Source organism: Ruegeria sp. HKCCD9138 (genome assembly GCF_057220975.1).
Genome location: NZ_JBWVAZ010000009.1, coordinates 59,511 through 71,569 on the forward strand (window position 1 = coordinate 59,511; position 12,059 = coordinate 71,569).

Here is a 12,059-nt window from a genome sequence, read left to right on the forward strand (position 1 = left end):
CGGGAAAAGGGGCGGGACCCTTTTCCCGGCGTGGAGAGTGCCTCCAAGAGCAAAACTGTTCCGAGGGCAATTTGAGAAAATACGGATTTCTAAAAATCACCCCCGGTTTCCTCTTGGAGCGTATGAGAGGATAAGGTAGTTGTGTTACAAAATGACTCAACCAAGAGTAGATTTCGAGTGAGCAGGTTGTGAGCGAGAGCAGGGCCAAAGAAACCACCGTTTTCTCTGTGCGGTTGCCAGTGGATGCGCTGGAGCGTTTGGAGACGGCTGTGGGTGCGCTCGGCGCCAAGAGCCGCAACCAGATCATCCAGCGACTGATCTACCGGTTGATCGGATATCTTGATCCCGATCCGGCCCTGGTGGATCTCTGGCAGCAGCACCTGCGCCAGATCCAAGGGGGCTACACCAACCTCAATCAGCTCGCAAAATCGGCCAAGCGCGGCAGCGTGATCTGGACGGATGATGATCGGCGGGATGTCGAGAACCTCCATCGTGCCATCATTCAGCAGCGCCAGGATCTGAAGGCGCTGATCACTGCAGCGCGCCGAAACCGGGAACCGGGATCCGCCATTCGGAGGATCCTGCGTGAGGAAGGGGAGGATGTCGGAACATGACAACGGCAGCCCTTGATCTCACTGCCGCTGATCTATTCGAGATTGCCTTCCGGGAAGCGCAGAAGGGGATCGATCAATCCAAGCGGGTCGATGTTCAGCTGCAAACTGCCAGACGCATGAAGTTCCTGATCTCGCGCGCATCGTCGATTAAAGCCCGGCTTGGGGCCGTGTTTGGTAAGCCAGAAGCTGTTGTCAAAATTGTCCGAAAGGGTGGGGTGAAAAACGCACAGGAACTACGCCGCCAGATCAATTATCTGACCGTCCGGGCGGAGGGTGTATTGGACATCCGGGACAATGGCGTGACCCCGCTCGATGCTGATCAGGTTGGTGATCTCATCGAGAGCTGGGCGGATGGGTTCTCGGGCAAAACCAACTACGGATATACCCGCCATATGATCGTGTCCTTCCCGGAAGGGACCTATGCGGACGCGGCCCATGAGGCCGGTCTTGAGTTTGCTGAACGTGTCTTCGGCAGCGGAGAGTTTGGCGACACCTGGGATTACCTGACGGTGTTTCACAACGACACCGAGAACCCGCATGTCCATCTGGTGGTGAACTGCCGAGGTGTGGACCATGGGCACTGGCTCAAGACCGGCATGACCAGTGAGATGAATATCGACCGGCTGCGGTCGATCCAGGTTGAGGTGGCAGAACAGTTCGGGATTGAACTGGTCGCCACCACCCGGCTTGAACGTGGCTTACGTCACGAGGTGGAGACCGACACCTGGAAGGTTCAAGCCGGGATGTCGGTGGTCGAGACCACCCCGGACGTCGAGATTATGGCCCGCGATGCAGCGGGTGATGTGATGGCCCTGTCCATCGCCCGTATGTCCGATCTTTTTGATGCGCGCGCCAATGCCGTCAAAGAGAAGATCGAAGAGTTTGCCATCCAACTCATTGAAGGAGACGCCCCTGTGGTCTCAAGACTGGAATATCTGCTGAACCAGGCCAATCATTTTGACGACTATGGAGAGCCGGGTGGTCCGAGTTATGTATCCCGGCCAATCATGGAAGCCTTTGAGCAGCACCAGCGGTCGGGGGCCAACCTAGAAACGCTCGATCCTGATCTGAAGGCTCAGGTCGTCGCCCATATCAACGACGTTCGAGATGATGAGCAAAGCCATCCCCATTTGTCCGCGCTCGCGGATATCGTGGGAGACAGCGATTTCCAGACATCCAAGGACTATGTCCCAGCGTCCAGTCGCTACGTTCGCTACATGCAGGACCATCTGGGCGAAGATGCTCTTGCAACGCTTGAAGCACAGACGTCCGACATTCTCAAATCTATCGACAACATGGAAAGCCTGGCGCGCGAGGTAGAAGATCCCGGGCTGCGCGCTGCAATGGATGTACAGATCGGCGAGCTGAAAGGGGAGGTTGCAGACATGCGCCCTTACGATCCGGATCTGCAGGCCTTCACCATCGAGGACAAGAGGTACACCACCGCCTTGAGCGCGGCCCAGCTTGATGCACTGGATCCAACCGAGGCTGAGAAATGGCTGGCCGTGAGGGAAGAGATCGCCGCTTCTGCAAATCGCATTGGGCTTGATGGCAACGCGTTTTTGGCCCGGTACAACGATCATGAGGTTGTGGCTCTGGGCACGACGATGGCATGGCGGAGCGCGGATATCTCAACCGCCGCGGCGCATCTCCGCGATCGAGGGGTGCCGGATAGCTATCAACGGGCTGAGGCAGTTGTTGGTGAATTGCATCAGGTTGCGTCGAGCAGGATTGCCGAGGTTGTGCAGGAGATTGTTCATATGCGTGAGCAAGCGGTGCACAGCCGCGAGGATGATGGGCATAGCCTTTAGAGACGCAGATGAACCAAGCGATCCGATGGCGGCTTCTACGAGCTACTCGTTACCCCAGCACTGGAAGAGTGCATGAAAGCCTAGGAAGGCGAAACTTCGAAACGTGATCCGAACCTTCTGGTCAAATAAAAGGAAAGTGGAGAATCATATGACTGCTCTTGGTAACCGCCTTCAGAGACTGGAGGCTCGGTCATCGTCAACGAAGGTCCACTACACTTGGGTTCAGCCACTCAAGTCCTAATTCTAGCCAAGTGATTACTAGTCATACAAAAACAATTTGTTTCGAAAAAGGAAACAATGTATTTTACATCATATTCCCTTGATGGCACGCCGTGTGAATTTCGTGCGGTTTCAAATAACCACTCAACGCTCCCCTAGACGGGTTGGCCGAATCCCATGGCCAGCCCGTCGCAAATGTCAAATCCCGGTTTCATCTTATGAGATTGCAGAAGCTATTTATTTGCCGCCGTTATCCAACGAGAATGCTGCCCATTCACAATAGGCAGGTTCTTAGTGTCAGGATTCATAACCAGTAAATGACGGTTGTTGCGAGTGCGATGGCTGAGAGGAAGACATTTGGGCTTCGGTCATAGCGGGTTGCGACGCGCCTCCAATCCTTGAGCCTGCCAAACATGATCTCGATGCGGTTTCGCCGTTTGTATCTGCGCTTGTCGTATTTGATCGGCGTCTTGCGTTGCTTTCGGCCGGGGATGCAGGAGCGTATCCCTTTGTCTTTCAACGCGTCTCGGAACCAGTCAGCGTCATAGCCGCGATCTCCGAGCAGCCAGTCCACATTTGGCATACTGATGAGCAAAGCCCGAGCGCCGATGTAATCGCTAACTTGCCCGGAGGTAACGAACAGGTTGAGCGGGCGACCTTGGCTATCACAGATAACATGCAACTTGGTATTCATACCGCACTTGGTTCGACCGATCAGGCGACCACGCCCCCTTTTTCGCGGCCATACTGGTCGTGGTGTGGTGTGCCTTGAGATAGGTCGCGTCGATCATGACCGTCTTCTTTTCGCCGAGCTCTTCGGCCAGGCTGGCCATTATCCGCGCGAAAACGCCTTTTCGCTCCAACGCCTCCACCGGCTGTAGAGTGTTTTGTGCGGCGCGTATTCCTTGGGGGCATCTCGCCAACGCAAGCCATTACGATTGATGAGGTTAACCCCACTCAACACCCGTTTGTCATCGACCCGAGGCTTTCCGTGCGACTTCGGAAAATTGGGGGCATGTTTGGCCACCTGTTCGTCGGTCAGCCAATAAAGATCGCTCATGTCACAGCTCCGTTTTCCGAGCCGTGAATCACGCAGCGAAGCAAAATTCAATGCATCCTGACCCTAGCTCGAGGGCAAACTTCCGCCCCGCAAAAATCGAGGCAACTTCTCGAGTGTCGCAACCGCACACTCGGTCTGCACAAGTTGCATTGACCTGCGTTTAATTCAGTCAAACTGGGCTATTATACACTCTGGAAGGTTGTTATTCCGGTTATAGTCCTGCTAAGTCAACGAACAAATTTTCGAGTTAATGTCGAGTGGAAAAAAATGATCACCTTTATTCTACCGTGCGCCGGCTTGGGCACCCGCCTCGGACTTCCTTATCCAAAAGAGATACACAGAATAAAACCCGATGTAAGTCTGATCGACTACAGCCTGTCACACACAACTGCGGACACGGCCTCGACTGAGAAAGTGGTTGTTGTCCTCGCACCTGGAAAAGAAAACGTAGCGACGTATGCGGAAAGCAAAGTGTCTGACATGCTCAAAGTTGAACGTGTCTACTTCAACGACAAATACTCGGAATGGCCCGGGAGTATTCATTCTGCCGAAATGCATTTCGGGGATCGAAACGTCGCATTGCTCCCCGATTCCGTTCTGACAATGAAATCTCAGGAACTCCTCGTAGATCAATACTCACAGGCATTCGAGGGAGGGGCCGATCTCGTATTTGCGTATGTATCTGAAAATAGTAGACAAAAGCTGTCTAGCTTGGGTGCGTTGTACGTCGAAGATTCGAAAGTCATGCGTTTTTGCGACAAGCCTGCAGAAAGTGATCCTTTGGAATTTAATGCGTATTGGGCTTCGTTTGGATTTCGGGGAAAGGTCGGCCCAAAAGTGCTGGACTTTATGATGAAGTCTGTAGCGAGAGAGAAGGTAGATCTGGACACGCTTGGGTTGAAAATACGGGCTTTCGCCGTGGAAAGTTATGTTGATCTCGGAACATGGCCATCTATCAACAGATACCTTGACGCGCATAATTTGTTGGATTGAGGCCATATGCCAATATTCATTGCGGATCACACAGGTAATATTGATCTTCAAACGCGCAATCTGCGGCCAGTTCATATCGGAGCGAGTTTGGGCACCACGGATACCCTTGGCCCTGAACCGGATACTGCGTCTGTGGGCAGCATTTCGTCCCTGCCAGTCTTCGCGGATTTGCGTCTCTATCATCACATACGAAATGTTTACGAGGGCCGTGCCAGCCATGTAGCCATAATGCAGTACCGGCGAATGTTCTTTCTTGGACGGCCTTTTTTTTGGCAAAAATCATTAAATTCTCTATGCTTTGCGGCCGCATCTCAACCTGACGGTGAGGTGTCTGTTGATGCAAAATTGCGAGATGTTTACTTACGTCATCTTTCGAGATTATCGGATCGGGGTCTGAAGCTAGAAACTGGCGGCGCAGAATTTATCGCGAACGAAATGAACTTCCAAGGTTACAAGCAAAGTGTCGAGATGCAGTACCTCGAAGCAATCAAGGATCTATACCCTGGCCAGGCGGAGTATATCGACGCCTGGCACGACATGAGAGCAATCCTAGTGCGTATGACATCCCAAGCTATCGTTGCGAATTGCTTGGACTGTTATCGTGGTTATTTTAACAATTGTTTTGTGTCGCCATGGGAGTCATTTGCACGTTACTATGACTTCCTGTTCGAAGTTCTTGAAAGCTTGAAGCAGTATCGGGATGTGTTCAGACTCTTCGGATATCTGGCTGAAAGAATCTTTGGTGTTTACCTTATGCATTCCAAGTCGCACGTTGTAAGCCGTTCAATGTTGAGGTTTGATTAACTGGACGAACAAATTGCATCCCGAGCATCCCAGTTCAGATGGGTGCTTTCTGCGCAGTTTGACAATTTGCATGTGTGGTGGCGAAAGTCGTCAGTTTCCCCAATCAGAAAAAGGTCTTAGTACTCATGACTTTATGTAGTGAAGTGGGTGGCCACATAGTTCCGGATAACGGGGGATCAAGATGGCTATGAGGCATCGCGAGCCTAAGGAAACTGTCTCGCAAAGGACTGATTTCTACTTTGGTAGATCGTTCGGTTTCAACAACTAGCCAGCGACATCCTTCGATGTCGGGGCTTCAGTTTCATATTCGAACCTTTGTCGCTTAAGTGAACCAGAGCTGTTGCTTTGCAAACTTGCCAAAACACGCTTAGTGCCTAAAACAACCAAAGCTTTATTGGCCAGTTATGCACAAATGGTTGAAAAGACAGTATCCTCACGCTGAAGCGCTCTTTTTCGAACTCTATCTGCGACCGCAATCCTGTCCATCACCGCGGATGCGAAAGAAAAAGTTAGGCAGAAAATAGTTCGCACCCATGTGCTTTTTCTTTCAAAATTTCGACACGCGTGAACCGTGAGCTCTCACCGTTCGCAACATGGTTCAACCCACACAACCGGTGTATCGGATTTCTCGGAATACCTGCAAACTGAGCTACTCTCAACTGCTTGGAAAGGCATTGGCGCAGCTTAAGCTACTGTCTGCTCCTGATGATCAAATTGCCATTCAACAAGTTCGTGTTGCCATGCTGAATCACACTGCGCCTCACTTGCAGATCCATGGCTTACGTATTTTTATATGACAAGAATTAAAGGCGACGGCCAAATTGCCAATCTTCGCGTGCAATTCTTGGACCTGCCCTTCGTCGATCTCTGGGTGATTACCTCACCGCGCTCAAACTTGCCGGCCTCGCCTTTCAGTTGGGCGCGTTTCACGCTGTGGATTATCGTGGGATGGACGCCGAATTGGCTGGCAAGCTCAGCCACAATTCGCTTACCGTTTAAAGCCTCAAGCGTGACTTTCGTTTTGTACTCAGGCGAGTGGTTTTTCCGTTTTGACATTTCGTATCTCTTCGGCGTCGAAGACCAACAGATAACAATTCATAGCTTTCGTCTGTGTCAGAGTGTCTGTGATCAGCGCCGCGTCAAGATTCAAGGGGCTTTGACATGATCCATTCCAATTGTTTGAAGGTAGTTTGAGTGCGAAATAAGTGACCCCTTCAGCCTACGAGATAAATTCAATTAGTAACATTTTACGCAGATTGCTTAATGAAAATTGCACTGAATTCCTGCGTGTTTTCGCGAGTGTCGCCGATATCAGTTAACCTAAGTCTAATACGTCCCAACTCGAATAGTATTGTGCAGATTTCGGCAAAACGATCTGGATCGAAACGCCATGCATGGCAGTCGATATAGTCGCCTTGCGCCTTTTGAAATACATCCAAAGCTTGCCTCACACGCTGCGCATATAATGAGTGGTAATCTTGATCAGCGTGATCGCCGCTCCAGTGCCGGCTCGCATCATTATGGGTTCGCCCAGCCAACAGATGAACAACTGAGGCCAGTGTATGCCGGTTTCGTCTTTCAGAAGAGGCCTGAAGGACGTCTGCGACCGCGGAATAGGGCGAAAAATGGTCAAAACAAAATCGCTTGTCTGGTACAAAAGCGACATAACGGCCACCTTCTTCCAGTAGATCGAAGACCTTTTCTAGATGAGAGATAAGGTCTGGCTGATGCTCGATGCAGTGGGAACTTACGACGTCTACGAATTTTTCAGGGATTGTCGAAATATCGCCATTTGGATCAGAGTAGTGAACTTCAGCGACAGTTTCTGGTGTCACGACTGGGTTGGGGTCTTCCGCTGCTCGCCGACGTAATTCTGCACTATCGAATACATCAAAGTAACGTGCATTATCACCTTGCACAATTGGATGAAAATACGGCCCAATTTCAAGGGTCAGGCCCCGCTGCCCCAAAGTTGCAGCAAGAGTCTCTCGGTGAAACCGAGCATCTTCTCGTGGCCGAATAAGAGAATGAGTTCCTCGAATACTATTCACCTGTTCAGGCGTCGAAGTATCTATGTAACCGACGGGTTTGACCGCCTTGTCGGTCTTCTGCTTCCTTAGAAAGCCGCGTATACCCATTGCAAGCCTCGTTTATCTAGCTGGTGCTAATGTTGCAGTTTCGATTATTCTCACAAGCTTGCATGCGCAAGTTGCGAGAGTTCGTTCTTGCATGACATATTGATAAGCATTTTGCGCAATAATACGCCGGCGTTCAGGAGTGTCGAGCAAATCGCATACGGCACGGCCAAATGTCGCGTGTTTTGCGGTAATCCCCAGGTTTCCATCTGAAACAACCTCGTATGCGTCCGATTTGCTGTAGACGCCTGGGATGCCAAACATACTGTATTCCAAAAACTTGATGTCTGATTTTGACGTGTTGAATTTGCATTGTAGCAATGGCGCAATCGCAATATCCCAGCGAACTTTTGTTTGCATGGTTTTTAGGTAAGATAAATAGTCGGTTGCCGAGCGTGGCTCATTGGATAGTAAAGTGCCGAATAGGCCCTTGAGAGTACTTGTATCGGCTGTGCCAAAAAAATCCAAACCGACGCGATCTGCCCGTTGCGATAAAGTGCGACGCAGTGTCTCCACGACAGATAAAAGGTCGCGTTTGTGGCTGGGGGTACCGGCATAACCCACTATTTGACGTTTAACATTTCCCATTCGATTCCAATTGGGTGGCTCGAACATCCGTTCATCAAGTGCGTTTTGCCAAACCATTTTTGGTGCATGCCATGAAGCCATACGCAAGGCCAATTGATCAGTGGAACATATGATCAAATCGGATTCATAAGCTAAGAATCGAACAATACAGCGCCCACGCTCTAACTCAGCGTCGATCGCAGGAATGGGATGAGGACAAAGCAGATCGTCGTCGATGTCATAAATCAGTTTCGCGCCGCGAGCACGAATTTCCTGTACCAGTAACTGCGCTTGATTCAACGTCAGATTGGGCCATCCACGTCTTTGCATCAACACCACATCAAGGCGACCGCAGGGCAAAGTACCATCCAAACTGTAGCTGACTTCCAATCGATTACCCACTGATGGATGCGTTAGCGGCTTAATCAACCTTAGTTCAGCACACACCCACAAGGGCAGGTTCGCCGTCGTTTCAGGCATAATATGAACACGGAGTGTCATGCCGATGTTCCGAAGAGTACATCCAGTATACGTCTTGCGGCTCGCTCTTGGGTAAACGCGCATATTTCCCGGGTTGCAGCACGCCGCAAGCGCCCCAATAGCATCGGATCATTCAAAAGTTTGCGAACGGCGCCATAGCAAGCGTCTTCATCGTGGCTGTCAACGATCAGAGCATTATGTTCGTCGACACAATAGTCTCCGACACCACCGTTGCGCGGCACGACCACTGCGCATCCGCTTGCCATGGCTTCCATAGCGCTCAGACCCATTGCTTGCCAATCTGAAAAATCAAGAAAAATATCGACACTTCGCAAAAGCATAGCAACCTCGTTCGAGCGAAGAATGCCCATATCTTTCACTTCTTCTGAAAGCATTGATTTCCCGGCATGATCTGGCTCACTCCCAAATACGATCAGTTCTATTTGCTGTCCATAAGAGTGAGCCAGTTGGTTTAGGATCCGCATTGTTCGCCTTGGTGCGCGTCTGTCTTTACCTTCTTCAAACCGTAACATCGCGGCAATCCGCACGCTTTCTGTCTTACTTACATTTCGGCCCTTTGGTCGGAAACGCGACAAATCCACTGATGCGCCAATTACGGCCGGTCTCGGAAATCCACGTTGCTCTATGGCTTCCGCATTCCAATTTGTTTTGGTGAAACCTGTTGCTCGCCCCAATATCTCATATGACTGCAAGGCCTTTTTCAACCTCGTCGTGCCTTCTTCGAAGAACGCGGGTTCATCATCCTGAATATAGTATCCCAAACGGGCAGTTTTGCCCTCAAACCGATTCGGGAGCCAATCTACTGTAAAATATGCCGACGCAATAATCGCATCAAATTGCAATGAGTTTTTTTGCAAAAATGTTCGTATTTCGCCTGCGTGGTTGAAGTATAAACTTGCTAGGTTGCAATCATAGGTTTCTTCAAACGCCAATTGGTTTGGGCGCAAATTTATTAGCCAGACTTGGGCGCCAAGTCTTTCGAAGCACTTGGCTTCTTCAACAAGTATGTTACCGCCGCCCCCCGCGCAACCAATCGGGCAGAGTACCGCTATCCGTTTGCCAGCGTAAGGATGGGCCGGGGCGTTGAAATCCTTCAATGCGGTCTCAACTCGCGCTCTGAGCGACAACGTAGCAAGATTGTTTTTACAATAAGTGACTTGGGGAAAAATATCCCGATCCCCGTCATGTTTGGACATGAGGTTGTCATTTGCATCTGCTGCGAGTTTCAAGCGTTTTTGAGTGCTGTAGCTCTTGGATTGTGCGTGGTAGACGTATGAGTTTGGGGCGAACACAAGCTTCCACCCCGCTTTTCGCGCACGAACGCAATAGTCGTTTTCTTCGCCGTATCCTGCGCCGAACGTTTCTTCGTCGAAAATACCAATATCCTCAATCAACTCTCGGCGCACCATGAAGGCAAACCCATTGAGGAACGGTAGGTCAATTCCTTGAGGGGGTGCGACAGAAGAAGTAATCTCCTGCATGTTTTGGACATTCACGCCCTCAGGAAGCGGGTTTTCGGACCAATCTCCGTCTTCATCAAATAGCAAGGGCACTGATTGCCAGGAAGCTGTATTTGAAGCCGGTCCGATGATGCCAATTTGCGGATCGGATTCGCCAACTTTAAGCAATTCATCAATCCAGCCAAATGGCACGATTGTGTCACTATTCAGAAGGATTACCCAAGATGAAGTGGAAGCCCGAAGTCCACAATTGGCTGCCCTTGTGTACCCACCGGCAGTGTCGTTTCTTACCAATTCGGCGCCCTGAGCGTCCGCAAAGGATTCCAGATACCGTTTTGTTTCGTACTCACTCCCGTCATCGACTAATATCAACCGGTAGGGCGGAGATGTGTTGGCTATGATTGACGATAGGCAGGACTTTACACTGTCAAGAGCATTGTGGATGCACACTACAATATCGACTTCCTTAATATCAGTATGTATCGGCAACGCCGTGCCATCCCGGTCAATTTCGAGGCGGTTTGTATACTGAGTAGCGGACGACAAGGACATATTGCGATAATCGAGTAGTGCCTTCGTCAAACCTTCAAGCAAAGCGGAGATGTCCCGCTTTTTTGCGGAGCGAAGAAACTTCTCCCGCCGCCGTTGAGGTAATCCAGGAAGTGCGGCTGCCCAGCGTGAAGCCATGGAGGTAAGGCGGGATCGTATCGGATGCCTGAAGATTCGGTTGCTCGATTGGATCATTTTCGCAAGGTCGTTTGCTCCGTGAAGCACTGAACGATTTTGCTTGCTGAGTTGTTCGATTGTTTTCTGAAGTTCGTCCAGACGTTTTTTCTGTTGTTCTTCTTTCGCGCGCCTTTCGAAAACACTAGCTACAATTTTTTCTGGAGAACCGAGGCTTGGACCCCAGACATTCGAGGATTGATCCGGTGCAGCAAGCGTCGAGCCATTGGCGAGTACTGGGTCACTTGTTACGCCAGCACTCCCTCCTACAACAACACGCGTTCCAAGAAGTACGGGGTTGACCTCAGCCTTGTGGATGACGCACAGAGAATTTCTAAAAACAACACTTTCGATAGAACACAACTCTTTGTCGTTGAACGCAATGTTATAGAATTTGGAGAAATACTCGAGGGCTTCGCTGGGAGCAGACTCAGTGCCCCAATGCTCATAGTTCACCATGTCGCTAATACGCTTAAAAAATGAAATACTAGAAAAAGGTGCGTTCAAACCGCCATTGAACTCATCCTTCCAATAGCTGCAATGCAAGTCTTCGGCGACAAAAACGCCGCCGGGGGTCAGTCTTTCAAAGTACCGGGCAAACGCCCTTATAATATCACCGGATTCGTGGGACCCGTCATCAATAATGATATCGAAGTCCTCAGCGATTCCGAATATTTCTTCTGCTGTATGTTCTGTAGCAGCATCGCCAATAACAACAGATATTCTTTCATCCTCGAATTGCAGGTTACGGCACCTTGAGTTTATGTCGCAACCTACGATTTTTTCGGCGTTTGGGAAGTACTTCGACCACAACTCCAAGGAGCCGCCATTCTGGACGCCAATTTCAAGAATACGTACTTTCTGATTTCGAAATGTCCGAAAAATATCGTCGTAGAATACCAAACAAGAAGACCATTTGTCGCTGACTTTTCCACTGTGCGCCTTGTACAGGTCTTGGAGCGTCTTCTCAGAAGTTTCTTGCGTGTTCACAAGTAGTTTCCCTTCGTTTCACGGCAGTAGATAGTCTAACCGTTATTAAATCAGATCTGGTTGGAGATTGTGCTAATCTATCGTCAAGGCCAAGGCCATCCATGACGCCAATAGCGGATTACGAGAAGCGTTTCCAGAGCCTAAGCTTCCAAAGGATACTTGCAACACGCTGTGCCGGTGAA

Annotated in this window: 8 protein-coding genes and 1 pseudogene; 5 read left to right on the forward strand and 4 right to left on the reverse strand. The window is 50.2% G+C overall.

Features of this window, described 5'->3' with window-relative positions; all coding sequences use genetic code 11:
- Window positions 1-188 precede the first annotated feature (188 nt).
- Together AC2TEL_RS15420 and AC2TEL_RS15425 are read left to right on the forward strand one after the other, a co-directional pair.
- Window positions 189-614, forward strand: a complete 426-nt coding sequence (locus tag AC2TEL_RS15420; RefSeq protein WP_480905098.1) for a hypothetical protein — start codon at window positions 189-191, stop codon at window positions 612-614.
- A complete protein-coding gene (locus AC2TEL_RS15425; RefSeq protein WP_480905101.1) occupies window positions 611-2,425 on the forward strand; it encodes a relaxase/mobilization nuclease domain-containing protein in 1,815 nt (604 codons plus the stop codon). The genes AC2TEL_RS15420 and AC2TEL_RS15425 overlap by 4 nt, the downstream gene beginning before the upstream one ends.
- Window positions 2,426-2,948: 523 nt before the next feature.
- On the opposite strand, the pseudogene AC2TEL_RS15430 reads toward AC2TEL_RS15425, so the two are convergent.
- Window positions 2,949-3,704, reverse strand: a pseudogene (locus tag AC2TEL_RS15430) (IS5 family transposase).
- 267 nt (window positions 3,705-3,971) lie between these two features.
- Here AC2TEL_RS15430 and AC2TEL_RS15435 point away from each other — a divergent pair.
- From AC2TEL_RS15435 to AC2TEL_RS15445, 3 genes are all read left to right on the forward strand, one after another.
- Entirely contained in the window at window positions 3,972-4,697 is a 726-nt protein-coding gene (locus AC2TEL_RS15435) for a hypothetical protein (RefSeq protein WP_480861616.1), read from the forward strand.
- A 6-nt stretch (window positions 4,698-4,703) separates the two neighbouring features.
- On the forward strand, window positions 4,704-5,501 hold the full coding sequence (locus AC2TEL_RS15440) for a DUF4422 domain-containing protein (RefSeq protein ID WP_480861618.1): 798 nt from the start codon (window positions 4,704-4,706) through the stop codon (window positions 5,499-5,501).
- Between the two features lie 793 nt (window positions 5,502-6,294).
- Window positions 6,295-6,666 carry a hypothetical protein gene (locus AC2TEL_RS15445; protein WP_480905104.1) on the forward strand — a complete coding sequence of 124 codons (372 nt, stop codon included), beginning with the start codon at window positions 6,295-6,297 and terminating at the stop codon, window positions 6,664-6,666.
- A gap of 82 nt (window positions 6,667-6,748) precedes the next feature.
- On the opposite strand, the gene AC2TEL_RS15450 is transcribed toward AC2TEL_RS15445, so the two are convergent.
- The 3 genes from AC2TEL_RS15450 to AC2TEL_RS15460 are packed head-to-tail and all read right to left on the reverse strand — an operon-like array spanning window position 6,749 to window position 11,877.
- Window positions 6,749-7,639, reverse strand: a complete 891-nt coding sequence (locus tag AC2TEL_RS15450; RefSeq protein ID WP_480861622.1) for a class I SAM-dependent methyltransferase — start codon at window positions 7,637-7,639, stop codon at window positions 6,749-6,751.
- Window positions 7,640-7,651: 12 nt separating this feature from the next.
- Entirely contained in the window at window positions 7,652-8,704 is a 1,053-nt protein-coding gene (locus AC2TEL_RS15455) for a glycosyltransferase family protein (RefSeq protein ID WP_480905107.1), read from the reverse strand.
- Window positions 8,701-11,877, reverse strand: a complete 3,177-nt coding sequence (locus AC2TEL_RS15460) for a glycosyltransferase (protein ID WP_480905110.1) — start codon at window positions 11,875-11,877, stop codon at window positions 8,701-8,703. The genes AC2TEL_RS15455 and AC2TEL_RS15460 overlap by 4 nt, the downstream gene beginning before the upstream one ends.
- Window positions 11,878-12,059: the final 182 nt, after the last annotated feature.

Coding starts and splice junctions, on each gene's coding strand:
- AC2TEL_RS15425 (WP_480905101.1), top strand. CDS start 611: ATGACAACGGCAGCCCTTGATCTCACTGCCGCTGATCTATTCGAGATT.
- AC2TEL_RS15435 (WP_480861616.1), top strand. CDS start 3,972: ATGATCACCTTTATTCTACCGTGCGCCGGCTTGGGCACCCGCCTCGGA.
- AC2TEL_RS15440 (WP_480861618.1), top strand. CDS start 4,704: ATGCCAATATTCATTGCGGATCACACAGGTAATATTGATCTTCAAACG.
- AC2TEL_RS15445 (WP_480905104.1), top strand. CDS start 6,295: ATGACAAGAATTAAAGGCGACGGCCAAATTGCCAATCTTCGCGTGCAA.
- AC2TEL_RS15450 (WP_480861622.1), bottom strand. CDS start 7,639: ATGGGTATACGCGGCTTTCTAAGGAAGCAGAAGACCGACAAGGCGGTC.
- AC2TEL_RS15455 (WP_480905107.1), bottom strand. CDS start 8,704: ATGACACTCCGTGTTCATATTATGCCTGAAACGACGGCGAACCTGCCC.